This window comes from Pantoea pleuroti, assembly GCF_014156615.1.
Classification (GTDB): domain Bacteria; phylum Pseudomonadota; class Gammaproteobacteria; order Enterobacterales; family Enterobacteriaceae; genus Pantoea; species Pantoea agglomerans.
The window spans coordinates 176,800-203,793 of sequence record NZ_SBFD01000001.1 but is presented as its reverse complement, the minus strand read 5'-3'; the positions used below and the strand labels follow the sequence as shown (position 1 = coordinate 203,793).

At 55.8% G+C, this 26,994-nt stretch carries 23 protein-coding genes and 1 pseudogene; 13 read left to right on the top strand and 11 right to left on the bottom strand.

The features are described from left to right. Positions 1 to 19: 19 nt before the first annotated feature. The 4 genes from pabB (at position 20) to EPG66_RS01060 (ending at position 5,283) form a co-directional block, all read left to right on the top strand. Positions 20 to 1,399, top strand: a complete 1,380-nt coding sequence (gene pabB, locus EPG66_RS01075; RefSeq protein WP_083067897.1) for an aminodeoxychorismate synthase component 1 — start codon at positions 20 to 22, stop codon at positions 1,397 to 1,399. Further along, complete coding sequence (locus EPG66_RS01070) at positions 1,383 to 1,946, top strand: CoA pyrophosphatase (protein WP_022625545.1); 564 nt, start codon at positions 1,383 to 1,385, stop codon at positions 1,944 to 1,946. The genes pabB and EPG66_RS01070 overlap by 17 nt, the downstream gene beginning before the upstream one ends. A 184-nt stretch (positions 1,947 to 2,130) precedes the next feature. Next, a complete protein-coding gene (locus tag EPG66_RS01065) occupies positions 2,131 to 3,495 on the top strand; it encodes an L-serine ammonia-lyase (protein ID WP_182685749.1) in 1,365 nt (454 codons plus the stop codon). Between the two features lie 225 nt (positions 3,496 to 3,720). After that, positions 3,721 to 5,283 (top strand): EAL domain-containing protein, encoded by a 1,563-nt coding sequence (locus EPG66_RS01060; RefSeq protein WP_115758833.1) that lies wholly within the window; start codon positions 3,721 to 3,723, stop codon positions 5,281 to 5,283. A 140-nt stretch (positions 5,284 to 5,423) separates the two neighbouring features. Here EPG66_RS01060 and EPG66_RS01055 read toward each other — a convergent pair whose 3' ends face one another. After that, positions 5,424 to 7,004 (bottom strand): TerC family protein, encoded by a 1,581-nt coding sequence (locus EPG66_RS01055; RefSeq protein WP_031591377.1) that lies wholly within the window; start codon positions 7,002 to 7,004, stop codon positions 5,424 to 5,426. Between the two features lie 507 nt (positions 7,005 to 7,511). Between EPG66_RS01055 and manX the strand changes: the two genes are divergently transcribed. The 4 genes from manX (at position 7,512) to EPG66_RS01035 (ending at position 10,749) form a co-directional block, all read left to right on the top strand. After that, positions 7,512 to 8,474 carry a PTS mannose transporter subunit IIAB gene (gene manX, locus EPG66_RS01050; protein WP_039391002.1) on the top strand — a complete coding sequence of 321 codons (963 nt, stop codon included), beginning with the start codon at positions 7,512 to 7,514 and terminating at the stop codon, positions 8,472 to 8,474. A gap of 63 nt (positions 8,475 to 8,537) precedes the next feature. After that, positions 8,538 to 9,338, top strand: coding sequence for a PTS mannose/fructose/sorbose transporter subunit IIC (locus EPG66_RS01045; RefSeq protein WP_010670765.1), 801 nt, complete (start codon positions 8,538 to 8,540; stop codon positions 9,336 to 9,338). A gap of 15 nt (positions 9,339 to 9,353) precedes the next feature. After that, positions 9,354 to 10,199 carry a PTS mannose transporter subunit IID gene (locus EPG66_RS01040; RefSeq protein WP_031591381.1) on the top strand — a complete coding sequence of 282 codons (846 nt, stop codon included), beginning with the start codon at positions 9,354 to 9,356 and terminating at the stop codon, positions 10,197 to 10,199. A 91-nt stretch (positions 10,200 to 10,290) separates the two neighbouring features. Continuing rightward, complete coding sequence (locus tag EPG66_RS01035; protein ID WP_022625541.1) at positions 10,291 to 10,749, top strand: DUF986 family protein; 459 nt, start codon at positions 10,291 to 10,293, stop codon at positions 10,747 to 10,749. Here EPG66_RS01035 and rlmA read toward each other — a convergent pair. From rlmA to EPG66_RS01010, 5 genes and pseudogenes are all read right to left on the bottom strand, one after another. Next, positions 10,746 to 11,555 carry a 23S rRNA (guanine(745)-N(1))-methyltransferase gene (gene rlmA, locus EPG66_RS01030; protein WP_031591383.1) on the bottom strand — a complete coding sequence of 270 codons (810 nt, stop codon included), beginning with the start codon at positions 11,553 to 11,555 and terminating at the stop codon, positions 10,746 to 10,748. The genes EPG66_RS01035 and rlmA overlap by 4 nt on opposite strands. A gap of 137 nt (positions 11,556 to 11,692) precedes the next feature. After that, positions 11,693 to 11,902: a transcription antiterminator/RNA stability regulator CspE gene (gene cspE / locus EPG66_RS01025; protein WP_003852684.1), complete on the bottom strand. Its 210-nt coding sequence runs from the start codon at positions 11,900 to 11,902 to the stop codon at positions 11,693 to 11,695. Between the two features lie 81 nt (positions 11,903 to 11,983). Continuing rightward, positions 11,984 to 12,028: pseudogene (locus EPG66_RS23220) on the bottom strand (DUF2627 domain-containing protein); the annotation flags it as partial. Between the two features lie 518 nt (positions 12,029 to 12,546). After that, positions 12,547 to 13,557, bottom strand: a complete 1,011-nt coding sequence (locus EPG66_RS01015) for an MBL fold metallo-hydrolase (protein ID WP_083067888.1) — start codon at positions 13,555 to 13,557, stop codon at positions 12,547 to 12,549. An 18-nt stretch (positions 13,558 to 13,575) separates the two neighbouring features. After that, positions 13,576 to 13,848 carry a YebO family protein gene (locus EPG66_RS01010; protein ID WP_010258793.1) on the bottom strand — a complete coding sequence of 91 codons (273 nt, stop codon included), beginning with the start codon at positions 13,846 to 13,848 and terminating at the stop codon, positions 13,576 to 13,578. 212 nt (positions 13,849 to 14,060) lie between these two features. Here EPG66_RS01010 and EPG66_RS01005 point away from each other — a divergent pair, with 212 nt between their 5' ends. Further along, complete coding sequence (locus EPG66_RS01005; protein ID WP_010258788.1) at positions 14,061 to 14,297, top strand: YobH family protein; 237 nt, start codon at positions 14,061 to 14,063, stop codon at positions 14,295 to 14,297. 30 nt (positions 14,298 to 14,327) lie between these two features. Here EPG66_RS01005 and kdgR read toward each other — a convergent pair whose 3' ends face one another. Further along, positions 14,328 to 15,119: a DNA-binding transcriptional regulator KdgR gene (kdgR, locus tag EPG66_RS01000; protein WP_182685747.1), complete on the bottom strand. Its 792-nt coding sequence runs from the start codon at positions 15,117 to 15,119 to the stop codon at positions 14,328 to 14,330. A gap of 186 nt (positions 15,120 to 15,305) precedes the next feature. Between kdgR and EPG66_RS00995 the strand changes: the two genes are divergently transcribed. Then, entirely contained in the window at positions 15,306 to 16,676 is a 1,371-nt protein-coding gene (locus EPG66_RS00995) for an MFS transporter (RefSeq protein WP_182685745.1), read from the top strand. 262 nt (positions 16,677 to 16,938) lie between these two features. Here EPG66_RS00995 and htpX read toward each other — a convergent pair whose 3' ends face one another. From htpX to EPG66_RS00975, 4 genes are all read right to left on the bottom strand, one after another. Then, entirely contained in the window at positions 16,939 to 17,820 is an 882-nt protein-coding gene (htpX, locus tag EPG66_RS00990; RefSeq protein WP_003852678.1) for a protease HtpX, read from the bottom strand. 244 nt (positions 17,821 to 18,064) lie between these two features. Continuing rightward, on the bottom strand, positions 18,065 to 20,104 hold the full coding sequence (gene prc, locus EPG66_RS00985) for a carboxy terminal-processing peptidase (protein WP_031591391.1): 2,040 nt from the start codon (positions 20,102 to 20,104) through the stop codon (positions 18,065 to 18,067). Positions 20,105 to 20,123: 19 nt separating this feature from the next. Further along, positions 20,124 to 20,825: an RNA chaperone ProQ gene (proQ, locus tag EPG66_RS00980; RefSeq protein WP_010258776.1), complete on the bottom strand. Its 702-nt coding sequence runs from the start codon at positions 20,823 to 20,825 to the stop codon at positions 20,124 to 20,126. Between the two features lie 96 nt (positions 20,826 to 20,921). Further along, the gene (locus EPG66_RS00975; RefSeq protein ID WP_010258773.1) at positions 20,922 to 21,422 is read right to left on the bottom strand and encodes a GAF domain-containing protein; all 501 of its coding nucleotides are present in this window, start codon (positions 21,420 to 21,422) and stop codon (positions 20,922 to 20,924) included. A gap of 213 nt (positions 21,423 to 21,635) precedes the next feature. On the opposite strand from EPG66_RS00975, the gene yebS reads away from it, so the two are divergent. The 3 genes from yebS to rsmF all read left to right on the top strand — a co-directional run bounded on the left by yebS (position 21,636) and on the right by rsmF (position 26,993). After that, positions 21,636 to 22,880 (top strand): membrane integrity lipid transport subunit YebS, encoded by a 1,245-nt coding sequence (gene yebS / locus EPG66_RS00970; protein WP_031591392.1) that lies wholly within the window; start codon positions 21,636 to 21,638, stop codon positions 22,878 to 22,880. After that, positions 22,849 to 25,482: a PqiB family protein gene (locus tag EPG66_RS00965; RefSeq protein WP_031591393.1), complete on the top strand. Its 2,634-nt coding sequence runs from the start codon at positions 22,849 to 22,851 to the stop codon at positions 25,480 to 25,482. Before yebS ends, EPG66_RS00965 begins: the two co-directional genes overlap by 32 nt. Before the next feature lie 83 nt (positions 25,483 to 25,565). Next, positions 25,566 to 26,993 (top strand): 16S rRNA (cytosine(1407)-C(5))-methyltransferase RsmF, encoded by a 1,428-nt coding sequence (gene rsmF / locus EPG66_RS00960; protein ID WP_343055038.1) that lies wholly within the window; start codon positions 25,566 to 25,568, stop codon positions 26,991 to 26,993. Position 26,994: the final 1 nt, after the last annotated feature.

Below are 26,994 nucleotides of genomic sequence, written 5' to 3'. Positions count from 1 at the left end.
TCTCTGATTTCTCTGCCCGATGATTGTTGAAACCCTCAGTCTTGATTATACCCCGGATGCGCTGACTCAGCGTTTTGCCCCGATTGCCCATCTGCCCTGGGCGATGCTGCTCTCCTCCGCGCAGGCGAACCACAGCGATAACCGCTTTGATATTCTGACCGCCGATCCCCGCGCCACCCTGGTGACCCGCGGTACGATGACTACGCTCAGCGACCCGACCGGCACGACCGAATCAACCGCCGATCCCCTGCTGCTGGTGCAGCAGCAGTGTGATGCGCTGGGCGTGACGCCGGCTGCCTGTGATGCCCTGCCGTTTCAGGGCGGTGCGCTGGGCCTGTTTGGTTATGATCTGGGCCGCCGGTTTGAGTCGCTGCCTCAGCAGGCCGCAGCCGATCTCACCACGCCTGACATGGCGGTGGGTATCTATGACTGGGCATTGATTGCCGATCATCATCAGCAGACCCTGACGCTGGTGGCGTTAAAGAGCGCGGAAGAACGCGCCGCCTGGCTGGCGCAATGGCCTGCGCGCGAGGCCGTGCCCTTTTCACTGACCAGCCGCTGGCGCTCCAACCTGAGCTATGCAGATTACGCTGCGCGTTTTGCGGCGGTTCAGGCCTATATTCAGGCGGGTGACTGTTATCAGGTTAATCTGGCGCAGCGCTTTCAGGCCGGTTACCAGGGTGATGAGTGGCAGGCGTTCAGTATACTCAACACAGCTAACCGCGCGCCGTTCAGCGCTTTTCTGCGTCTGCCGGAAAGCGCAATCCTCAGCCTGTCACCGGAGCGCTTTCTGTCGCTGAATAATAAACAGATCGAAACCCGACCGATCAAAGGTACCCGGCCACGCTGTGACGATCCGATTGCTGATGCGCAACAGGCTGAGTCGCTGCGCCATGCGGAAAAAGATCGGGCCGAAAACCTGATGATTGTCGATTTGCTGCGCAACGATATTGGCCGCGTGGCGGTACCCGGCTCGGTCACGGTGCCGCAACTGTTTGTGGTTGAACCCTTCCCCGCCGTGCACCACCTGGTGAGCACGGTGCGGGCGCAGCTGCCTGATACCCTGCAGGCCACCGATCTGCTGCGCGCCTGTTTTCCGGGCGGCTCGATTACCGGTGCACCCAAGATTCGGGCGATGGAGATTATTGATGAACTGGAGCCGCAGCGGCGCAATGCCTGGTGCGGCAGCATCGGTTATCTCAGCCTGTGTGGCCGGATGGATACCAGCATCACCATTCGCACGCTGATCGCTGAAGGTCAGCAGCTCTACTGTGCGGCGGGCGGCGGGCTTGTCGCAGACAGCGATCCCGAAGCGGAGTATCAGGAAACACTCGACAAAGTCAGCCGGATCTTACCGGCACTGGAACAAACCGGAGGTTCAGTTGGCCCTGACGCTTGATGATTTCCGCAGCCGTTTTCTGTTGCAGCAGCCTGCCCGCAGCACACAATTGCTATCCGGGCGCCATGCGGCGGTGCTGGTGCCGATTGTGGCACGGCCTGAACCCGGTCTGTTGCTGACGCAGCGCTCACATGCCCTGCGCAAACATGCCGGACAGGTCGCCTTTCCCGGCGGGATGCAGGATGACACTGACGCATCGCTCATCGCCACAGCACTGCGTGAAGCACAGGAAGAGGTTGGCATTGAGCCGCATCAGGTCGAGGTATTAGGCGCACTGCCCGCCGTGACAAGCAGCACCGGCTTTCAGGTGACGCCGGTACTGGGGATCATTCCTGCCGATCTGCGGTTAACGATTAATCCGGATGAGGTGAGCAGCGCCTTTGAGATGCCGCTGGCCGAGGCTTTGCAGCTCAGCCGCTACAGTGCGCTGGAAGTGCATCGGGCTGGCGTTCGCCATCCGGTCTGGCTGTCGCGCTATCAGGATTATCTGGTGTGGGGCATGACCGCGGGAATTATCCGATCACTGAGTGCTCAGATCGCATTCTGAGACCTATCTCATTTTTTCCTCTCTCCGGCCCGTCAGGTTACTGGCGCGCTGCGCTATAATTTTTTCTATCCGTTTTGATAAGTTTATTTCATGCGAAAAGCTGCTCTTTCCTGGTGCATGACCATTACTATGGGCGCCATAAACTGCCCCGGCAGACTGAGAATAATTGTGAGGAGTGTCACCTGTGATTAGTGTTTTCGACATGTTCAAAGTGGGCATCGGCCCCTCAAGTTCGCATACTGTCGGCCCGATGAAAGCAGGTAAACAGTTTGTGGATTTGCTGTGCGAACAGGAAAAGCTGCAGGAGATCACCCGGATCGCCGTGGATGTTTACGGTTCTCTCTCTCTGACCGGCAAAGGCCATCACACTGATATCGCCATTATTATGGGTCTGGCGGGCGAATCGCCGGATACGGTGGATATCGATGCGATCCCCGCCTTTATTAAAGATGTTGAGCAGCGTGAGCGACTGCTGCTGGCGAAAGGCGCACACGAAGTGGATTTCCCGCGCGAAGGCGGCATGGTATTTCGCAGTGAGAACCTCTCGCTGCATGAAAATGGCCTGCGCCTGCTCGCGTTTGCGGGCGACCTGCTGATCCTGTCAAAAACCTATTACTCCGTTGGCGGCGGCTTCATTGTTGATGAAGAGCACTTCGGGCAGTCGGCACTGGATGAAGTCTCTGTGCCCTGGCCGTTCCACTCCGCCAAAGATCTGCTGGCTCACTGTCGTGAAACCGGCCTGTCACTCTCAGGTCTGGTGATGAAAAATGAGCTGGCGCTGCACAGCCGCGATGAGATCCATGCCTATTTCACAAACATCTGGCAGACGATGCAGGCCTGTATCGACCGCGGTCTCAATACCGAAGGCGTGTTGCCAGGGCCACTGCGCGTGCCGCGCCGTGCTGCCTCCCTGCGTCGCCTGCTGACCTCCTCTGACAAGCACTCCAGCGATCCAATGATAGTTATCGACTGGATCAATATGTATGCGCTGGCCGTCAACGAAGAGAACGCCGCGGGAGGCCGCGTGGTGACCGCGCCCACTAACGGTGCCTGCGGTATCGTGCCTGCGGTGCTGGCTTACTACGATCACTTCATTGAGCCGGTGACACCCGACATTTTCCTGCGCTATTTCCTCGCCTCTGGCGCTATAGGCGTGCTGTATAAAATGAACGCCTCTATTTCAGGCGCGGAAGTGGGCTGCCAGGGTGAAGTGGGTGTCGCCTGTTCTATGGCCGCGGCCGGTCTGGCTGAACTGCTGGGCGGCAGTCCGGAGCAGGTCTGCGTGGCGGCTGAAATCGGTATGGAACATAACCTTGGACTGACCTGTGACCCGGTAGCCGGTCAGGTTCAGGTGCCCTGCATTGAGCGCAATGCTATCGCCTCGGTTAAAGCAATTAACGCGGCGCGCATGGCACTTCGGCGCACCAGCGAGCCCCGCGTCTCGCTGGATAAGGTTATCGAGACAATGTATGAAACCGGCAAAGATATGAACGCCAAATACCGTGAAACTTCACGTGGCGGTCTGGCGATTAAAGTTCAGTGTGATTAAGCGAAACGATTAACTGAATAAAAAACGTGCAAACGTAATAAAATCCGCATCCTGCGCTATCTCAGCGCAGGTTTAACCGGTAGAGTGATTTCCGCGCAGCCGTCCGGCATACGCAACTTTCCAGACCCGCTTTTCTGCATTCCGGCCTCAATGTTGATCTGACCGTGCCGATACTCACCCCGTTGTGTTTTGCTTTTTACTGGCTTTTTGGGAAGGTGGATACAGATGTTTATGGCCCAGCAAAATGTTGGACAATTCAGACGCAAGCGTGTGCTGATAACGCTGTCGATCGCCACCGTGGTGCTGATATTAACCCTGGCCTTTCGCTATATCGAAGAGAAGTCACGAATCGAGCAGCAGGCGATGGATTTCGCCGATAAAGCGATTATGCGGTTTGACCGGATGTTTTCACCGCTGGAGGTTTCAGCCAATAATACGCTGGGTCTGGTCGGCGTTCCCTGTCCGGATGTTCGCTTTCCACTCATCGAAAAAATTTCTTCCCTGCAGACGGTCCGGGCGATTCTGCTGGTGGATAACGACGTGCTCTACTGCTCCAGTATTTATGGGCCGCGCACCATCCCCTTTAGCCAGACTTACCCTGACTTAGCCTTTAACAGTCAGCGCATGACGCTGGCAACCGATGATTATCTGCTGAAAGGCTCGCCCATTTTACTGCTGTGGACCCCAAAGAGCCTGGATAACCGCTCCGGGATTTTGCAGGTGATCAACATCGAAATGATGAGCAATTATCTGCTGGAGCCGCAGTTGCCCTGGGTTGAGCGCGCCGTCTTTAACGTCAACGGGGAGAGCCTGGAGTATGGCAATCCGCTGATCGAGCCCACGGTGCCGTCAGAAGACGAAGTGAGCTATGAGCAGGGCTCGCTGCGCTATCCGTTTACGCTTACCCTCTATGGCCCCTCTCCGACCCGCCTGGCGCTGGCGACGCTTCCCTCACAGCTCCCGCTGGCGCTGCTGCTGAGCCTGCTTATGGGTTACATCGTCTGGCTGGCGACCGCAAATCGCATGAGCCTGAGCTGGCAAATCAGTTATGGCATTACGGCCCGTGAGTTTATGGTTTATTGCCAGCCGCTAATCAACACCAAAAGCGGTGAGTGCGACGGTATTGAGTTACTGCTGCGCTGGCATAATCCCCGTCAGGGCTGGATTGCACCGGATGTCTTTATTCCCCTGGCCGAACGACAGAACCTGATCAAACCGCTGACGCGCTTTGTACTGAATGAGGTGGTGAGACAGTTACCGCAGTTGCCCGACGATCCCGCGTTCCATATCGCCATTAATGTTGCCGCCAGCCACTTCCGCGACCACGCCATTCTGGAAGATCTGCACAACCTGTGGTGGCCTGCCAATCCGGTGCAGAAACTGGTGGTGGAGCTCACAGAGCGCGATGCCCTGCCGGTCGTGGACCAGTCGGTGATTGCGCAACTGCACGACATCGGTGTCCGGCTGGCGATTGATGATTTTGGCACCGGTCACAGCTCACTCTCCTACCTGAAAGATCTGCAGCCAGATGTGCTGAAAATCGACAAGATTTTCACCGCAGCCATCGGCACTGACGCGATTAATGCCACGGTGACGGATATGGTGATTTCGCTGGCCCAGCGCCTGAATATCAGTCTGGTGGCCGAAGGCGTGGAGACGGCTGAGCAGGCGGCCTATCTGCGCGAACGCGGTGTGGATCATCTGCAGGGCTACTATTTTGCCCGCCCGATGCCGCTACAGGACTTCCCGGCGTGGCTGGCGCAGCATCAGGCTGATGCCCGCAGGTGACAATAGCCTGAGCCCCGTTTCGCCCTGCATGATGACCTTACGCCACAGACAAAAAAACAGCCGCGGCAATGAGCCAGCGGCTGTCGGAGAATTCAGCGTGGCCGGTAAGCCCGGCAGCGCCTCTGCATCAACGAGAACGATTAGCCCTCTTCATCCTCGTCATGCGGTTTATCTTTAGTGACACGCACCAGATCGATACGGTAGTCGGTCGCTTCGATAATCTGGAAGTGCAGCGGAGTAATATCAATCACATCGCCAGGAAGCGGTAACTGCCCTTTCTGCTCAATCAGCAGGCCCGCCAGCGAGGCGTGGTCTTCTGTCGGGTCGACCAGCTCATGGAAGTCGAGCAACTGCTGCAGCGAGTGCAGATCGGTCCCCCCTTTCACTAACCAGCCATCACCATCTGCAATAATATCAGGCGTTTCATCTTCATCCGGGAATTCACCTGCAATCGCTTCCAGCACGTCCAGCGGCGTAATCAGACCCTGAACCACACCAAACTCATTGGTGACAATCACGAAGCTGCCCTTGGCACGACGCAGCACGCCAAGCAGGTTGATCGGATCCAGCGTCTCCGGCACCACGATAGTCGGTGTATTGGCCGCAAAGGTCGCCACATCCACACCATGTTCCAGCGCCACCAGCAGCTCTTTGGCTCGCACTACGCCGACAATTTCATCCAGTTCACCCCGACAGACCGGGAACAGGCTGTGTGGCGTATCAAGCAGCTGACCGCGAATCTCATCAACCGGCCGATTCGCATCGACCCAGGAGATTTCACCGCGCGGCGTCATGATGCTGCGAATCGAGCGGGAAGCCAGCGTCAGCACACCATTAATCATATAGCGCTCTTCATCTTTAAACGCTTCCTGCGGCATCGCTTCCGCCAGCGCAGCCTCTTCGCTGCTGCTGGTGTTGCCATTGCTGGCGCTCTGGGCACGGTTGCGGCCCCCCATCAGGCGTAAAATCGCTTCGGCGGTGCGTTCACGCATCGGGCGATTTGACTGATGGCGGATAAAGTTACGACGTGCAACCTGGTTGAACAGCTCAATCAGAATCGAGAAGCCAATCGCCGCATAGAGGTAGCCTTTAGGAATATGGAAACCAAAGCCTTCTGCCACCAGCGACAGACCGATCATCAGCAGGAAACTCAGGCAGAGCACCACTACAGTCGGATGCGCATTAACAAAGTTGGTTAACGGCTTAGATGCCAGCAGCATCACACCCATCGCAATCACCACGGCGGTCATCATCACCGGCAGGTGGTTCACCATACCCACGGCGGTAATCACAGCATCCAGCGAGAAGACCGCGTCCAGTACCACGATCTGCGTCACGACAGCCCAGAAACTGGCATATCCCCGATTACCGGATCCGTCGAGCTGCCGGTTCTCCAGCCGCTCGTGCAGCTCCATGGTCGCCTTAAACAACAGGAACAGACCACCCGCCAGCAGAATTAAATCACGACCGGCAAAGCTGAAACCGCCTACGCTAAAGAGAGGCGTCGTCAGCGTCACCATCCAGGAGATCAGCGACAGCAGACCCAGACGCATGACCAGCGCCAGTGACAGGCCAATCAGGCGAGCTTTATCACGCTGCTTCGGCGGCAGTTTGTCGGCCAGAATGGCAATAAACACCAGGTTATCAATGCCGAGTACGATTTCCAGCACCACGAGCGTCAGTAAACCCGCCCAGATTGAGGGGTCGAATAAAAATTCCATTATTTATGACTCCAGAACAGGGAACAGATCGCGGTGCTGCTTATCAGCGCAGCAAAGCGTGACATGCAGGTAGTCGGGAAAGCGGTGGAAACGCCGTGAGGCGAAGGGTGACGCGCCAGCAGGCGCAAAGAACAGATTAAGCGACGTCGGTGACGATCCATAAAGGTGGGCTGAAGCCCGTTACTCCTGAGTAATAAACAGAACGTTAATGTATCAGGTCGGCGAATTGCGTCAAAAAATTTTCTTATTTTTACAATCTGCCTGACGGATGATCAGGCGCATAAAAAGGGTTACTGGCCACTTCACAGGATGAATAGCTGACAGACATCACATAATTTATTTTTTCGATCACTAAAATAAATCGCGACTTTACCGCCTTGACGTAGTTAACCCATGTTTTTTCGAGGCTATACCAATAATTCGAATCATCCGGTTAAACAGATCATCAAAGCAATTCAATACAGTTCATTGACTCAGATGAGCATCTCTAGCGAACGGAGGTAGCACGTGACCATTGCGATAGTAATTGGTACACACGGCTGGGCAGCGGAACAACTGCTGAAAACAGCAGAAATGCTGTTGGGCGAGCAGGACAATGTCGGCTGGATAGATTTTGTCCCCGGTGAAAATGCAGAAACGCTGATTGAAAAATATCAGGCACGACTGGCAGAACTTGATACGACGCAGGGAGTCCTGTTTTTAGTTGATACCTGGGGTGGCAGTCCGTTTAATGCGGCCAGTCGCATCGTGGTCGACAAACCGCAGTATGAGGTCATCGCCGGGGTCAATATCCCGATGCTGGTCGAAACGCTGATGGCGCGCGATGACAATCCCGGTTTTGACGAGCTGGTCGCCGTGGCGGTGGAGACCGGCCGTGAAGGGGTCAAAGCCCTGAAAGCCAAAGAAGAAGCGCCGGCGCCAGCCGCGGCAAAACCGGCCGCTGCGGCGCAACCGGCTAAGCCGATGGCGCCCGGTGACCACATGAAAATCGGGCTGACACGCATTGATGACCGTCTGATTCATGGGCAGGTGGCGACGCGCTGGACAAAAGAGACCAACGTTCAGCGCATTATCGTCGTCAGCGATGAAGTGGCCAACGATCATGTGCGCAAAACCCTGCTGACACAGGTCGCTCCGCCCGGCGTCACGGCTCATGTGGTGGATGTCGATAAGATGGTGCGGGTGTGGAACAACCCGAAGTATGGTCAGGATCGCGTGATGCTGCTGTTTACCAACCCCACCGATGTACTGCGCGTGGTGGAACAGGGTGTTGATATTAAAACCGTCAACATCGGCGGTATGGCGTTCCGCCAGGGGAAAACCCAGGTCAATAATGCGGTCTCGGTCGATGAAAAAGATATTGCCGCATTCCGCAAACTCCATGAACGCAATATTGAACTGGAAGTGCGTAAAGTTTCCAGTGACCAGAAACTGAAAATGATGGATCTGATCGCGAAAGTTAACGCGTAACAGAAGCACTTATGCGCCTGTGTTTCCGGGCTCCTGGTTATCCTGCTGAGGACAAGAAGTATGATGGAAATAACCTCGCTACAAATTATTTTGATTTTTATTGTCGCCTGTATTGCCGGTATGGGGTCGATTCTGGATGAGTTCCAGTTTCACCGCCCGCTGGTGGCCTGTACCCTGATTGGTATGGTGCTGGGTGACATGAAAACCGGCATTATTATCGGCGGTACGCTGGAGATGATTGCGCTGGGCTGGATGAACATCGGTGCCGCCGTTGCTCCTGATGCCGCCCTCGCCTCCATTATCTCGACCATCCTGGTTATCGCTGGCGGCCAAAGTGTGGGTGCCGGTATTGCGCTGGCGATTCCGCTGGCCGCCGCCGGACAGGTACTGACCATTATCGTGCGTACGCTGACCGTCGCCTTCCAGCATGCGGCTGACAAAGCCGCAGAGAAAGGTAACCTCACGGCCATCTCCTGGATCCACGTCTCTGCCCTGCTGTTACAGGCGATGCGTATCGCCATCCCGGCGCTGATTGTGGCGATTTCGGTCGGTACCAGTGCGGTCCACGCCTTGCTCAGCTCTATTCCGGACGTGGTTACCAACGGCCTGAATATCGCCGGTGGCATGATTGTGGTGGTCGGTTATGCGATGGTCATCAACATGATGCGCGCAGGCTACCTGATGCCGTTCTTTTACCTGGGCTTCGTCACCGCGGCCTTTACCAACTTTAACCTGGTGGCGCTGGGCGTCATTGGCGTGGTCATGGCGGTGCTCTACATTCAGCTCAGCCCGAAATACAACCGTGTGGCGGGAGCACCAACAGGTGCTGCGACCGCAAACGATCTTGATAACGAACTCGATTAAGGAACAGGTGAGCACATGGTTGATATTACGAAAGTCGAAAAGAAACTGACACCCGGTGATGTTCGCGCCGTCTTTCTGCGCTCTAATCTGTTCCAGGGTTCATGGAACTTTGAACGCATGCAGGCGCTGGGCTTCTGCTTCTCAATGGTGCCGGTGATCCGCCGTCTCTATCCTGAGAACAATGATGAGCGTAAGCAGGCGATCAAGCGTCATCTGGAGTTCTTTAATACCCATCCTTATGTGGCCGCGCCGGTTCTTGGCGTGACTATGGCGATGGAAGAGCAGCGTGCTAACGGCGCACCGATCGACGATGGCGCGATTAACGGCCTTAAAGTCGGCCTGATGGGACCGCTGGCCGGTGTCGGCGACCCGATCTTCTGGGGTACGGTGCGCCCGGTGTTTGCCGCGCTGGGAGCCGGTATCGCCATGAGTGGCAGTCTGCTGGGTCCGCTGCTCTTCTTTGTGCTGTTTAACCTGGCACGCCTGCTGACCCGCTACTACGGCGTGGCCTATGGCTATCGCAAAGGGATCGATATCGTCAGTGATATGGGCGGCGGTTTTCTGCAGAAACTCACGGAGGGCGCGTCGATTCTCGGCCTGTTTGTCATGGGGGCGCTGGTCAACAAGTGGACACACGTTAACATCCCGCTGGTGGTGTCACGTATTACCGACTCGACCGGTAAAACCACCGTCACCACCGTACAGTCGATCCTCGATCAGCTGATGCCGGGCGTGGTGCCGCTGCTGCTGACCTTTGGCTGTATGTGGCTGTTACGCCGTAAAGTGAACGCGCTGTGGATTATCGTTGGCTTCTTTGCTATCGGTATCTTTGGTTACTGGATCGGCTTGCTCGGTCTGTAATTTCACCCGGCCGGGAGCCTGTGCTCCCGGCTTTTAAGCGTGGTGAGCTGAGCCACAACCGGCTGAGCTCACCCTGTTTGAGGTAGATGTGATGTCATTAACCGACGCGCTGATTGCGTGTTGTATTGCCGCCCTGATGGGGTTTGCCATTTATCATGAGGCGATTCTGCCGCGTCGCCACGGCCCGACCCGCTTACGGGTTGCGCTGCGCAGGCAGCATAAGCTGGATAGCCTGATTTTCATCGGCCTGCTGCTGATCCTGCTGTGGAATAACGTCAGCCATCACGGCCCGCAGCTCACCACCTCACTGCTGATGGTGCTGAGTTTTCTGGCGTTCTGGCTATTCTGGCTGCGAAAGCCAACGCTGCTGATGAAAAGTGAGGGGTTGTTTTACGCCGGTGTCTGGATCGATTACCGGCGAATTCAGGGCATGAATCTCTCTGAGGATGGCATTCTGGTGATTCAGCTGGAACAGCGTCGGCTGCTGATCGCGGTGCAGCAACTCGACGATCTGGAGCGCATCTATAACACCCTGGTCGAGGCGCGCTAGTCGCGCTGCCACACAGTCAGGGTAAAGTCGGCGTCGCAGCTGAACTGCTCGCTCTGCTGCAGGGTCTGCCAGACCTCTTCACGCGCCCGCCAGGCGAACGGCGTCATCTGAAGCAGGGTCGTCGCGGCTGCGCCGGTTAATGCCATCGGGTAACGCAGCGCATGCTGCGCCACCTGCCGGAATCCGGGATACGCTTTCTGCTCCGGCACATGCAACTGCACTTCGCGGTAAATCAGCGCCTTGAACTGCTGCAGATGATGCGGGCCCGGTGTCACGGTCAGTACCAGGCCACCCGGCTTCAGCACGCGGGCCAGTTCCGCTTCATTGCAGGGCGCGTAAATTCGGACAACCGCATCCAGGGCGTGATCGGCAAAGGGTAAGCGCTGGCTGGAGGCGACGCAGAAGCGCACGGCCGGATAGCGCTTTGCTGCCAGCCGGATCGCCATTCTGGCGACATCCAGTCCATAGACCTGCCCGGCCTCGCCTGCTGCGTCAGCCAGTGCGGCGGTGTAGTAACCTTCTCCACAGCCGATATCCAGGATTTTACACTCTGGCTGGCTCAGCGCGGGCGCAAGCAGGCTGACGACCCGATCACGCAGCGGCTGGTAGTAGCCTGCCTCAAGAAATTCGCGTCGTGCCTGCATCATCTCTGCACTGTCACCCGGCTCACGCGACCGTTTATGCTGAACGGGCAGCAGATTGACATACCCTTCTTTCGCCTGGTCAAACTGATGGCGATTCTCGCAGCACCAGCTGCGCGCAGTAAAGGCGAGAGGAGAGTGACAAAGAGGGCAAATCAGGGACATAGGGTGCTCCGGCATCAGATAACGCGGCGCAGTGTAACCTTAACGTTTACGCATCGGAAGCATAAAGAAAGCCCCGGCTGAGAAGCCAGGGCTTTGAGATTTCATGTCAGGGTGCAATGCACCGAGGCGGAGTTGAATCAGATAGCCGTAACGTTAACGGCTGCCGGGCCTTTCTGGCCGTCCTGAATTTCGAACTCAACGCTCTGGCCTTCAGCCAGGGTTTTGAAACCATTGCCCTGAATAGCTGAGAAGTGTACGAACACATCTTTGCTACCGTCAGCAGGGGTGATAAAACCAAAACCTTTAGACTCGTTGAACCACTTAACCTGACCTTTAATCTTTGCCATTTTGCAAATTCCTTTAGATGTTTATTTAGCCCGAAGGCTGTCGTACAGAAAAACCAGAGACATTACTGCATGAGGCACTAATTAAGGTTCGGCAAGGAAGCGGTATTCAACGTCAACGTCTTTACTCGTCCTTCTTTACAGAAGATGCCATGCATAAACAGAACTGTACCTCGTTTAACTCAGGATTTGTTATCACATATCCTAAAAATAATGGCAAGCCATTTTTAAGGGCCTCAGCCAGCCTGCGCACATAATTGCCAGAAGGCTCACATTGCCTGTTCTGTGGCGTTTACAAATGCCGATGCAAATTAAGCACGCTCTCTGGCTATCCCCCTCTCCGGCCTCTGTTGCCGGGTCTAACCCAATGGATACCATAAGAAATTAATATTTCACAAATATGGCAATAACAGAATGAATAAGCGAAGCGCGAAAAGTTGAAAATATCAATAATCCGGCTTCAATCCTGTACAGCGCCTTTTATTTCGTACAGATAACACTTTTCTTGCACCAAAAGCAGGAGCCAGACAGTCGTCCTGCTCCAAATAAAAGCATTGAGCCCGATTTTACTTATTAAGAATTTAACTTTTGATTTGAAAAATTGATATCAGATAATAAAAATCGGGCTTTTGTTTATCTTTGAGGTTTTAGGATAATTCCTGGATATCCTTATTCAGCCCGCGGCTTTCGCCTATTCGCCACGGTGCGAAACCGCCCTTTTGCTCGTTTGCCCGCAGCAGCGCATCCGCCAGTTCTTTGGGTGGCGCATCCAGCGACTCATCGGCCAGTTCGAACACGCCCCAGTGGATGGGCAGCGTCAGCGGCCTGCCTGCTGCCTGCCACAGCGCCACCGCCTGATCGGGATTCATATGCTGTCCCGCCATGAACCATTCAGGTGCATAAGCGCCAATCGGCAAAGCCGCCAGGCTGAACGGGCCAAGTCGGGCCGCAATCTCCGGCAGGCTATCGCTGTAGCCGCTGTCGCCCGAGAACCAGAAACGCACGGAGGCAGAACGCACGACCCAGCCGCACCAGAGCGAACGGTTTCGATCGCGCGGCGTTCGCATACTCCAGTGACGTGCCGGCACCGCATCAAAACAGAGGTCGCCGACAGTAAACGGTTGCCACCAGTCGAGCTGATGGACCTGTTTCACGCCCTGCGCCCTGCACCATTTAGCCAGGCCCAGCGGCACGATAAAGGTCGCCTGCGGAAAACGCCGGACGATCGCTTTAACCGTCGGCCGATCAAGATGATCGTAATGGTTATGTGAAATCAGCACGACATCCAGACGCGGCAGATCAGCGATGCTAAGCGGTGCTGGCGTTTTTCGCTGCGGCCCGGCAAAAGAGAGTGGCGAGGCGCGTGACGAAAGTGCGGGATCGATCAGAATATATTGCTGGTTCAGTCGCAGCAGCACGGCTGCATGTCCCAGCCACCAGATGCGATCGTCACTGCCGCTGATATCGGCGGGCTGCCACCACTGTTCGGTGAAAGCCCCGTAGCCCTGCTGCGGTGGCAGCGGCAGCCCCTGTGCTTTGCGCTCCCTGCGCCAGCGCTGCAGATCGCCCGGCTTGCGCCGTTCCGGTTCAGGATTGCAGAATCCCTCTGGCGTGTGATGCGCTTTGCTGCTGTCATACCACGGATTTTTCCAGACCATCCCGCCTCTCTGCTGTGATTATCGTTCCGGAATCAACCGGATAAAATCGCGTTTCTCGCGATCGTCATCGGTTTTTTTACTCTCTGCCCCTGGCTGCATCTCAATCAGACGGCGCAGCAGCTGATTCTGTTTCTTCTGCTCTTCCAGCAAAGATTCCAGTAAGCGGATTTGCTCACCGGCGCGCACGCTGGCGCGGTTAACAAAGAACCAGGCGATAAACGCCACAATCAAAATAATGACCAGCAGGCCATAGCTGACCAGTGGGCCCGAATTTGCGGCTAACTCATTCATAACTGCCTCGTAAAACTCAGTGGAAACGCCAGAACATGGCAACCGCCTATTCTACCTGTAGCCATCGCAAAAGATAATGGGGTTAACATCAATGCAGAATTTGCCGTTTCAGTTATCTCTGATCGATCCCACCAGAAAAGCGAGGCATGCTGATATCATCATAACCGGCGGCACCAGGTGGAGCGCTGAGTTATCTTTCACAAGGAGACATAATGAAACTGTTTATTCGTACGGTAGGCTTGCTGGCAGTGATCTGGCTGGCGATGCTGTTTACCGGCTATGGCGTATTAACCGGCAGTACTAAAAATGCAGCCGGCCTTGGCCTGCAGTGCAGCTATCTGACCGCTCGCGGTGTGATCAGTGCGCAGTATCTGCATACTGACAGTGGCGTGGTGGGTGTGACTGATTGTCCGTTGCTGAAGAAAAGCGGAGAAGTGATCGATAATTAACAAAACAGCGGGCCGCATGGCCCGCTGTTTTCAGAACGGGTAGTTGTGATAGCCCATCTCTGAGGAGAGCGTGCGCGCCGCCCGATGCAGCATGGCCACATAATCCTGGCGGGCATCTTCTGAAAAGCGAATAGTGGGAAAAGAGATACTCAGTCCCGCAATCACCACGCCAAAACGGTCAAATACCGGCACGGCAAGGCAGCGTAAGCCCTCTTCCTGCTCTTCGTTATCTTCACCATAGCCCTGCGTTCTTACCTGATCCAGCGCCGTAATCAACGCCTCCGCGCTTAACAGCGTATTGGCCGTGCTCCGTTTGAATTCGACATCCCGCAGGATCTCCTCAACTTCGCTGCGATCGCGCCAGGCGAGCAGAACTTTCCCAATCGCGGTGGTATGCAGCGGATTACGGCGGCCAATGCGCGAATACATACGCAGGTTGTAGAGGGAGTCGATTTTGTGGATGTAGACAATACTGTCCTCTTCCAGCGCCCCCAGGTGAATGGTCTCTTTAGTCAGACGCGAAAGCTCACGCATCTGCACATCCGCACTGCGGATTAAATCGACGTTCTGCAGCGCCTTAGCGCCCAGTTCAAACAGCTTCAGTGTCAGTGAGTACTTCTCGCTCTCACCTTCCTGCGTGACATAACCCAGCGACTTCATGGTCTGCAGGAAACGGTAAACGGTGCTTTTTGACATCATCACGCGCTGCGCGAGCTCAGTAATACCGTGATCGCGCTCTTCACCCAGCGCCTGCAGAATGCCGAACACTTTAAGTACCGAAGAGACGGAATCTGGCTGTTTATCATTTTCAGCAGAGGACATCGCGCACCTTGTTAAACCTGTTTCAAAAAAAATGGAACGGACTGTCAGTATAGAGTGAGGCACACGAAGGCAGCAATGCTTTAACCATGACGTCATATATAAAGACAGTTTTTATCCGTCCGATCGCTGTATTTCAGCGTTAATTTCATTAGCATGATGATATTCACCCTCTTTAGTAATTAACTTATGACACTCTCTCCTCCTCAGGATGGATTACCCGCGCGTCAGCGCTATATGGCAATCGTCACTATCGCGCTGGGCCTGACCATGGCGGTGCTGGATGGCGCGATTGCCAATGTTGCCCTGCCCACTATCTCGCGTGAACTGAATGCCAGCCCGGCGCAGTCGATCTGGATAGTGAACGCCTATCAGATTGCGATTATCGTCTCGCTGCTGTCGCTCTCCTTTCTGGGCGACATGCTGGGTTATCGCCGCGTCTATCAGGCGGGCCTGGCGCTGTTTATTGCCACTTCGCTGTTCTGCGCCTTCTCGACCACGCTGACCATGCTGACTTTCGCCCGCGTGCTGCAGGGGTTAGGGGGTGCAGCGCTGATGAGTGTGAATACCGCGCTGATACGCATTATCTATCCGCAGCGTCATCTGGGACGCGGCATGGCGATCAATTCGCTGGTCGTGGCGGTTTCAACCGCGGCAGGCCCGACGGTCGCCGCAGCGATTCTTTCGGTGGCAAGCTGGAAGTGGCTGTTTCTGATTAACGTCCCGCTGGGTGCCATTGCGCTCTGGCTGGCGCTGCGTACGCTGCCTGATAATCCGCAGAAAGCGACAGCGCAGAAATTTGATGTTCCCAGCGCGATCATGAACGCCCTGTTCTTTGGTCTGATCATCTCTGCGCTGAGCGGATTTGCACAGGGACAGAGTCATCTGCTGGTGCTGTCGGAGGTCATTGCTCTGCTGGTTGTGGGCTGGTTCTTTATTCGTTGTCAGTTAAACATGGCGGTGCCGCTGCTGCCGGTTGATCTGTTGCGTATCCCGATGTTCAGCCTGTCGATGGGAACGTCGGTCTGTTCGTTCTGCGCGCAGATGCTGGCGATGGTGTCGCTGCCCTTCTTTCTGCAAAACGTCCTGCAGCGTGATGAGGTGGCAACCGGTTTACTGCTGACGCCCTGGCCGCTGGCAACTATGGTGTTTGCGCCGATTGCCGGTCGGCTGATTGAACGGGTGCATGCCGGGCTGCTGGGCGGCATCGGGCTGGCCATGTTCGCCCTGGGGCTGTTTCTGCTCGCCTGGCTTCCGGCCAACCCGGGTGATGGCGATATTATCTGGCGCATGATGCTGTGCGGTGCCGGTTTTGGGCTGTTTCAGTCACCCAACAACCACACTATTGTCACTTCCGCTCCGCGTCATCGCAGCGGCGGCGCCAGCGGTATGCTGGGCACCGCGCGCCTGCTGGGCCAGAGTATGGGTGCCGCGCTGGTCGCGCTGATGTTTAATCTGTTTGATGAACGCGGGACGCACGCTTCACTGCTGCTGGCGGGCAGCTTTGCCGCCGTGGCCGCGCTGGTCAGTGTGTCGCGGATGACGCAGACCCGCGCCTGATGGCAGAAACAGAAAAGGCGACCACCTGGCAGAGTGTGACCCGATTCGCTGTAAGGCCGAGCCCTCACAGGGAACCCGGTCAGATCGGAAAGACTTCTGTCATCCATGACGGTCGGCCCGCACCATCCATGGCGCGGGACGCTTTCCTATTCTGCCCGGGTTCCCTGCATGTTGAGCTAAGATATTGCTGTCAGATTCAGTCTGATTATGGTTTCTAAACAGAAAAGGCGACCCAGGGTCGCCTTTTTTACTCTGCTGAACGCTACTTCAGATACTGGCCGCTGCGCAGTGCTTCAATACGCTTATCTAACGGCGGATGCGACATAAACAGCTCGCTGAATGATTTGCCTTTACCGTTGATACAGAACGCCATCATGCTGCTCGGCTCCTGCGGTTCGTAGCTGGTTTTCAGGCGCTGTAACGCCGCAATCATCTTCTCACGACCCACCAGCTTCGCTGAACCGGCATCGGCATGAAACTCACGGTGACGCGAGAACCACATGGTGATGATGCTGGCGAGAATACCAAACACCAGTTCCAGCACCATCGACACCGCAAAGTAGACCAGCGGGTTGCCGTTGCTGCTCTCCTCACCATCACGGTTGCCGGACATAAAGCCCGCCGCGATCTGCGCCAGAATACGTGAAACGAAAATCACAAAGGTGTTCACCACACCCTGGATCAGCGTCATGGTGATCATGTCGCCGTTGGCGATATGTGACACTTCGTGTGCCAGTACCGCTTCCGCTTCATCACGGCTCATGTTCTGCAGCAGACCGGTTGAGACAGCAACCAGTGAGGCGTTACGCCGTGCGCCAGTCGCAAAGGCGTTGATGTCAGGTGCGTGATAGATCGCCACCTGTGGCATCGCAATACCCGCCTGTTGTGCCTGACGGCCAATTGTATCCACCAGCCAGCGCTCGGTTTCGTTGCGTGGCTGTTCAATCACTTCACCGCCAACCGATCGCAGTGCCATCCACTTCGACATAAGCAGTGAAACAAACGCACCGCCGAAGCCAAACAGGCCTGCCATGATCATCAGGCCCTGAACACTGCTTGACTGGATCCCTGTCAGGCTGAGAATCAGCCCGAATACCAACATCACAGCCAGGTTGGTCATCAGGAAAAGAGCAATACGCATCATTTTTGTTAATCTTCCTCAGTAGTTCACGCGCCTATACGCGGATCCATATCCTATGGGCATTGGGCTGCTTTTCAAGCAACCTTAACGTTTAAGTGCCTAAAAAGACATAACTTTACATTCTGACACGCCTGATGAGGAGCCCAGCCTTCAGGCTCCTTCACCAGCGCTAATCATTGCTTACTGGAAACTTTTCTGAGTACAAAAAAAAGCACCGCTGAGCGGTGCTTTTTCTGGCAATAGCGGATTATTTAGCCGCTGGCGCCTCTGGCTGGGATTTCTCCAGTTGCGCAAGATCGTTAGCGATCTTCACCGTCTCATCAAGATAGGGATCCGGCTCTTTATAATCTTTCGGTAACTCATCCAGGTTTTTCAGCGGTTTTTTGCCTTCGGCCTGATAGCGCGCGTTGATCCGCTCCAGACGAGACGCATCATCTTCGTGGTTCTCTTTCTCGCGCTGAGCGAGATTAAGCGACACGATGTTGCGCTTATCTTTCAGGGCATTGTAACGGGCAATGTCCTTCATGATGTACTGGAACTCGCGATCCTGAGCGATGCGGTCAGCATGCTGCTTAGTCAGCTGCACCACCAGCGGTTTCACATCACCGGTTTTGACATAGGTCGCCGCTTTAATGCTGTCCCACGGCAGTGCGTTATCTTCAAATTTCTCACCGGTTTCAGCCGCTTCAACGCCGGTTGGCATCAGCAGATCCGGCGTGACGCCTTTACGCTGTGTACTGCCGCCGTTAATGCGATAGAACTTCTGAATAGTGTAAGAAACGGAGCCTAACGCAGGCCACTCCGGACGCAGCATCTGATCGTAGATGCGGTTCAGTGAGCGATACTGCTGAACGGTGCCTTTACCAAAGGTTGGCTCGCCAACAATCACCGCGCGACCGTAATCCTGCATCGCGGCAGCAAAGATCTCAGAGGCTGAGGCGCTGAAGCGATCGACCAGCACCACCAGCGGTCCTTTGTAGTAGACAACGCCGTCATTATCGCTGTCTTCACGAATCCGACCATTGTTGTCGCGTACCTGAACCACCGGACCACTCGGAATAAACAGACCGGAAAGCGAGACAGCTTCGGTCAGCGCGCCGCCACCGTTGGTACGCAGATCGATCACCACACTGTCGACGTTCTGTTTCTGCAGTTTCTGCAGCTGTACTTTCACATCGTCGGTGAGGCCGACATAGAAACCAGGAATATCGAGCACGCCCACTTTCTGCTTGCCGACATTTTTGATGGTCAATTTAACCGCGCGATCTTCCAGACGGATTTTCTCACGCGTCAGCGTCACGGTACGGGTTTTGGTGCCCTTACCGGCTGGCAGAACTTCCAGGCGCACTTTGCTGCCCTTTGGTCCTTTAATTTTTGCCACGACATCATCCAGACGCCAGCCGATCACATCTTCCATCGGCTTGCCTGGCTGACCAACACCGACGATGCGATCGCCAACGGTAATGGCTTTGCTTTTCGCGGCCGGGCCGCCTGCGACCATCGAGTTAATTACCGTATAGTCGTCATCCATCTGCAGAACCGCACCGATGCCTTCCAGGGAGAGGCTCATCTCGGTGTTGAACTGCTCGGTGTTACGCGGCGACAGATAGCTGGTGTGCGGATCGATTTCGCGGGCAAAAGCGTTCATCACCAGCTGGAAAACATCTTCACCGTTGCTCTGGGCCAGACGACGGATAGCAAAGTTGTAACGCTTGGTCAGAACGTCGCGGATCTCGTTATCATCTTTGCCCGCCAGCTTCAGACTCAGCTGATCGTATTTGACCTTGGCATCCCACAGCGCATTCAGTTCAGACTGATCTTTCGGCCAGGGTGCTTTCGCGCGGTCAATGTCGATAGTGTCATTGCCGCTGAAATTCATCGGACGAGCCAGCACCGTCAGCGCATATTGATAGCGCTCAAAACGGCGTTTCTGCGCCAGATTATAAATATCGTAAAAGAGATCCAGCTTGCCACTGCGCAGCTCATCGCCGACGGTGGTTTTTTTGCTGGCAAACTGCGCCACATCTGACGCCAGCAGCACGTTGTGGCTGTAGTCGAGCATGTTCAGATAGCGATCAAAAATTTTCGCTGAAAAGTTCTGATCCAGGTCGAACTGGCGATAGTGGGAACGGGTAAAGCGCGAGGTTACGCGCTCACTGACCGTCGGATCCTGCGGATCTTCGTGAAGCTGGGGAATCTGATCGGCGCGTGTAATGTTCTCCGCGCCGAAGGTTGGGCCTGCTAATAGCAGGCCCGCAATAAGTCCAACTTTAAAAAGGGTGTTCATGCCGGGGTTAGCCTCCGTTTCAGAACTGCAAGTGTTCTGCGCGCACAATCATTGCCATGCCGGAAGCGAGCTGGACCCGAACGCCGTCTTTTGATACTTCAAGAACGGTAGCGTCCATCGCACTTTTGCCTGCTTTAACTTTAATACTCTGGCCGGGTTGCAAAGTTGAGGTATCAGTGATGGGTCGGGCTTCCTGCTCCGGACGTGGGGCTGGCTTGCGATGCTGTGAGGCGGTCGCACGCGGTGCAGTGGTCTGCGGACGCGGTTTACGCGCTGCTTCGCCTTCTGCAGGCTTACGTGCCGCGGGCTTGCGTGGACGACGCGGTGCCGCGCCCTCTTCGCTTTCGCCTGCTTCACGACGCGCGGCGCGCTGCTGGTCACGCTGCGCCTGGACGCGTGCTTTCGCTTCTTCCAGTTGCTTGCGTGCATGCTCAACGTGTTGCTCATCCAGCACGCCACAGGCGTTACCGTCGAGATCGACACGGATAGCACCGGCTTTGATGCCGTACAGATAACGCCAGCTTGACGTATAGAGACGCAGCGCGGAACGCAGCTGTGTTTTGCTCAGACCCATTTCGCCCTGAACACGCTCGACCAGATCCTGAAAGATACCGATTTTGAGCGGACGCGCTTCACCTTCAGCGCTAAAGCAGTGCGGAAAGCGCTCCGCCAGAAAAGTGATGACTTCTTTACTGCTATTCAACTTAGGTTGATTTTCCATGAAATTTCCTGATTACAACGGGTTTGCCGACCAGCGCAGGCATGAACAGGCGACATTATAATGACAACATCGCTAAATGCCATGTGATCCAGTCGATTAGCTGCGCGTCAGCTGCAGATATTTTTCTAAGTCGCTGTTCGCAAGCACTTCACAAAGCCCATCAGTCAGTGTGACCAGCCCCGATTCGTCGTCGCTGTCAAAGCGATTGTACGCCACGCTGTCGATGTCCAGCACCCCAACCACAGTGCCGTTCACTTTCAGAGGAATCACAATCTCAGCATTGCTGGCAGCGTCACAGGCGATGTGGCCCGGGAAGGCATGCACATCATCTACGCGTTGCACTTTTTCTTCTGCCAGCGCCGTGCCACACACACCTTTACCGACCGGAATGCGCACACAGGCGATTTTGCCCTGGAACGGGCCCAGCACCAGCGTATCCGCTTCCGTCAGCAGGTAGAAACCTGCCCAGTTCACGCCATCGAGACGTTCGTACAGCAGCGCGCTAAAGTTTCCCATCGCGGCGAGGAACGCCGTTTCTCCCGCCAGTAAGGCGCGCATATCGCGATTCAAATCGGCGTAAAAGGCAGTTTTGTTCATTATTCAACCGTTACCAATGACATCTGAACGGGCATTAGAGACCGTTCGTTAAAAATAAGTTTTAAATATCCAGAGCCACAAGGTGAATCATAGCGTTAGTTGCTATACCCTTAGCATTCTGTGGATCGAAGCGTGATGCCCGAGACAGGCACACAGACAATGTCTTTATGACCGATATCTGTTACTTCTGAAGAGCGAAGATTGCATCACCCTATGAAAATTCACGCTATCAGCCAGACATTGCCTCACGCACGTTATCAGCGTTGCCCGCAATGCGATACCCTTTTTTCCTTACCGGATGTGAAATCTCATCAGTCGGCACATTGCCCACGCTGTAACGCCGAAATTCTCAGTGGTCGCGACTGGCCGATGACCCGTCTTATGGCGATGGCCGCCACCATGATTGTGTTAATGCCCTTTGCTTTCTCCCTGCCGCTGGTAGATATCCGGCTGCTTGGCATGCGCATCAATGCCAGCGTACTGGAAGGCATCATCCAGATGACCCAGCAGGGTGATGTACTGACGGCCTCAATGGTGGCGTTCTGCACCATCGGCGCGCCGGTAACGCTGGTGGCGGGTATCTGTTATCTCGGTATCGGCCACCGGCTGGGCATGAACCTGCGTCCCGTGCTGCTGATGCTGGAGAAGCTGAAAGAGTGGGTGATGCTCGATATCTATCTGATCGGCATCGCCGTGGCGTCGATTAAAGTGCAGGACTATGCTTCGCTGGAGATTGGCTACGGGCTGGCGGCTTACATCTCCCTGACGGTGCTGAGCGTGCTGACACTGATCCATCTGAATATGGAGCAGCTGTGGGAGCATTTCTACCCGCAGACGCCTGGCAATATGGCCCGTGACGATATGCAGGTCTGCCTGAACTGTCACAACACCAGCATACCCGATGAACGGGGCCGCTGCCCGCGCTGCCATACGCCGCTCGACTTCCGACGCCGCCACAGCCTGCAGAAATCCTGGGCCGCGCTCATCGCATCGATTGTGCTGTTGATCCCCGCAAATCTGATGCCGATCTCCGTGGTCTACCTTAATGGCTCACGGCGTGAGGACACCATCTTCTCCGGCATCCTGGGGCTGGGCGAAGGCAATATCCCGGTGGCGGCAATTGTTTTTATCGCCAGTATTCTGGTGCCGTTTATCAAGGTGCTGGTGATGCTGACTCTGCTGCTCAGCATTCATTTTCGCTGTGAACAGGGGCTGAGAACCCGCATCCGCTTGCTGCGGTTTGTCACCTGGGTTGGCCGCTGGTCAATGCTCGATCTGTTTGTCATTTCGTTAACCATGTCGCTGGTCAACCGTGATCAGCTGCTGGCTTTTACCATGGGACCGGCGGCGCTGTTTTTTGGCGCGGCCGTCATCCTGACCATTATGTCTGTTGAGTGGCTGGACAGCCGCCTGCTCTGGGATGCACATGCAACAGGAAACGCCGACTACACCGACTAACGCAACGCTGCGCAATAAGCGCAAAATTTCGCCCTTCTGGCTGCTGCCGATTATTGCGATGCTGATCGCCTGCTGGCTGCTCTGGACCAATTATCAGGAGCGCGGCACCACCATCACCATCAATTTCCAGACGGCGGATGGTATCGTGCCGGGTCGCACCCCGATCCGCTATCAGGGCGTGGAAGTGGGCACCGTGCAGGGCATTAATCTCAGTGATGATTATCGCAGCATTCAGATTAAAGCCAGCATCAAGAGCGATATGCGCGATGCGCTGCGTGAAGATACGCAGTTCTGGCTGGTGACGCCTAAAGCCTCGCTGGCGGGTGTGTCGGGGCTGGATGCGCTGGTCGGCGGTAACTACATCGGGATGATGCCAGGTAAAGGTAAACCCAGCGAGTCGTTTACCGCGCTGGATACGCAGCCCAAATATCGGGTAAATACCGGCGAATTGATGATCCATCTGCATGCGCCCGATCTCGGCTCGCTCAACACCGGCTCGCTGGTCTATTACCGCAAAATTCCGGTTGGTCGGGTCTATGACTACAGCATTAACAGCAAATCCGATGGCGTGTCGATTGATGTGCTGATTGACCGTCGCTTTATCAATCTGGTGAAAACCAACAGCCGTTTCTGGAATGTGTCAGGCATGAATGCTGACGTCAGTCTGAGCGGGGCTAAAGTGCAGCTGGAGAGTCTGGCGGCGCTGGTCAATGGTGCGATCGCGTTTGACTCACCACAGGGTGCGGAAACGGCCAAAGCCGAGCAGAATTACCGGCTCTACCCCGATCTGGCGCATAGTCAGCGCGGCGTGCAGATCACGCTGGATCTGCCCAACGGCAACAATCTCAAGGCGGGCAGCACCCCGCTGATGTATCAGGGGCTGGAAGTCGGCACGCTGACCAAACTGAACCTGCAGGATGGCGGCAAGGTCACCGGCGAGCTGACCATCGATCCCTCTGTTGTCGGTCTGATGCGCAGCGGCACCCGCATTGAGATGCACAGTCCGAAAATCAGCCTGACGGATACCAGCCTCAGCGCGCTGCTGACCGGCAACACGCTGGAACTGGTGCCGGGCGAAGGCGAGCCGCAGCAGCACTACACCGTGCTGGCGTCCAATGAGACTCTGCTGCAGAAGCCCAATGTACTGACGGTAAAACTCAGCGCGCCAGAGAGCTATGGTATCGATCAGGGCCAGCCGTTGATGCTGCACGGCATGCAGATTGGTCAGGTGATGTCGCGTACGCTGGATGAAAATGGCGTGAATTTCGTGGTGGCAGTCAATCCTGAAAATCGCAATCTGGTGCATGGTGACAGTAAATTTATCGTTAACAGTCGGCTTGATGTGAAGTTCGGCCTTGATGGCATGCAGGTATTAGGTGCCAGCGCCCGTGAATGGGTGGATGGCGGTATCCGGCTGGATCCGGGCAAAAAGGGTGAGCCAAAAAGTGCCTATCCGCTGTTTGCCGATGCTGAAAAAGCGGAAGAAGGCATCACCGGCGATGGCCCTTCTACCACGCTGATGCTGACCGCCACCAGTTTGCCTGATGTGCAGACTGGCTCTGTCGTGCTGTACCGCAAATATCAGGTGGGTGAGATCGTCAAAGTCACGCCGCGCGCTGACGCCTTTGATATTGCGGTACATATCCAGCCGGAGTATCGCAAGCTGCTGACCAGCGAAAGCGTGTTCTGGGCTGAGGGTGGCGCACGCGTCAGCCTTAACGGCAGCGGCCTGACGGTGCAGGCATCGCCGCTTAACCGCGCGCTGAAAGGCGCGATCAGTTTCGACAATATGAGTGGTGCGCAGTCGGCCAAAGGGGCCAAACGCGTCCTCTATCCGTCTGAAACCGCCGCCCGCGCGGTGGGTAGCCAGATTACGCTGCACACCTATGACGCCAGCAAGCTCTCTGCCGGAATGCCGATTCGTTACCTGGGTATTAATGTCGGCCAGGTGGAGTCACTGTCGTTAAGCAAAGATAACAATCAGGTGGTGGCGAAAGCGGTGCTCTATCCGGAGTATGTCAACGATTTCGCCCGTCTCGGCAGCCGTTTCTCGGTGGTCTCACCGGAGATTTCCGCTACCGGCGTGAATCATCTGGAAACCCTGTTGCAGCCTTATGTCAACGTGGATCCCGGTAAAGGTGGCGCCGCGCGCACGTTTGAACTGCAGGAGAGCACTATTACCGATTCCCGCTACCTTAATGGCCTGAACATTTATGTTGATGCCACTGAGGCCGGTTCACTGTCGCTGGGTACGCCGGTGCTGTTCCGTGGTGTGGAAGTGGGTACCGTGACCGGCACCTCACTGGGTAATATGGCGGATCGTGTGCAGATCGCCCTGCGCATCAGTAAGAAGTACCAGCATCTGGTGCGTAATAACTCGGTGTTCTGGCTGGCATCCGGCTATAACCTGGACTTCGGTCTGGTGGGTGGCGTAGTGAAAACCGGGACCTTCCAGCAGTTTATTCGCGGTGGCATTCAGTTTGCGACGCCGCCGACGGTGCCGCTGGCGCCGCAGGCCAACCCGGATAAACATTTCCTGCTGCAGGATGAAGCGCCGAAAGATTGGCGTAACTGGGGAACAGCGATCCCGTCTCCGCGCTAAAGGCTATCTCAAACGGGCAGCCTGGCTGCCCGTTTCCTTTCCTCATGGTACACTGCCGCCTTTGTCTTAACTGGAATGTGCCCGTGTCAGATGCTTCTTCGCTTTTCCCCGCCGATTTTCTCTCATTAATGCGCCAGAGCCTGCCCGATGAGGCGAGCCTCGAACAATTTATTGCGTACAGTCAGCAACCCCTGCGCCGCAGTATTCGCATCAATACCCTGAAGATCAGCGTGGCTGACTTTCTGAGTCAGACCGCTAATTATGACTGGCAGCTGACGCCGGTGCCGTGGTGCGAAGAGGGATTCTGGATCAGTCGGGAAGATGAGAGCCTGCCGCTGGGAAGCGTAGCTGAGCATCTCAGCGGCCTGTTCTACATTCAGGAGGCCAGCTCCATGCTGCCGGTGACCGCGCTGTTTGATGCTCAGTCAGAGGTCAGCGCCGTGATGGATATGGCGGCGGCACCGGGTTCTAAAACGACCCAGATTGCTGCGCGGATGGGCAATCAGGGGGTTATCCTGGCTAACGAATTCTCCTCCAGCCGGGTAAAAGTATTGCACGCCAATATCAGCCGCTGTGGCGTCAGCAACAGTGCCTTAACGCACTTTGACGCGCGGGTCTTCGGGCCAGCCCTGCCGGAACAGTTCGACGCCATCCTGCTCGACGCTCCCTGCTCCGGCGAAGGGGTGATTCGCAAAGATGCTGATGCGCTGAAAAACTGGTCGCTGGCAAGTACGCACGAAATCGCCGCGACCCAGTGCGATCTGCTCGACAGTGCCTTCCACGCCCTCAAACCCGGCGGCACGCTGGTTTACTCTACCTGCACCCTGAATCAGATTGAGAATCAGCAGGTCGTTGCCTGGCTGCTGGAGCGCTATCCGGACGCTGTTGAGGTTGTAGCGCTCGATGGGCTGTTTGAGGGTGCCCGACAGGCCGCGACGCCCGAGGGCTATCTGCATGTCTTCCCGCAGATGTTCGACAGCGAAGGCTTTTTCGTTGCGCGGCTGCGTAAAACCGCGTCGGTCGAACCCTTACCGCTGCCGGGCTACAAAGTGGGTAAACTGCCCTTCTCCCATCTCAGCCGCAAGCTGGAAAGTGAGATAGCCCAGGCCGCCGCCGCGGTCTCTCTTAAATGGGATGCGTCGCTGGAGCTGTGGCAGCGTGACAAAGAGATCTGGCTGTTCCCGAAGGCCGTCACCCCGCTGCTGGGCAAAGTACGTTTCTCGCGCATCGGCCTGAAGCTGGCAGAAACCTTTGCTAAAGGCTATCGCTGGCAGCATGAAGCGGTGATTGCGCTGGCAAAACCCGATGCGGCGCAGACTTTTGAGCTCACCGCAGCAGAGGCGGAAGAGTGGTATCGCGGGCGGGATATCTACCCGGAAACGGAACCCACCCGTAATGAGATGATTGTCACTTATCAGCAGCAGCCGCTGGGGCTGGCTAAAAAAGTCGGCAGCCGTATCAAGAACAGCTATCCGCGGGAGCTGGTGCGCGACGGACGCCTGTTCCGCTGAG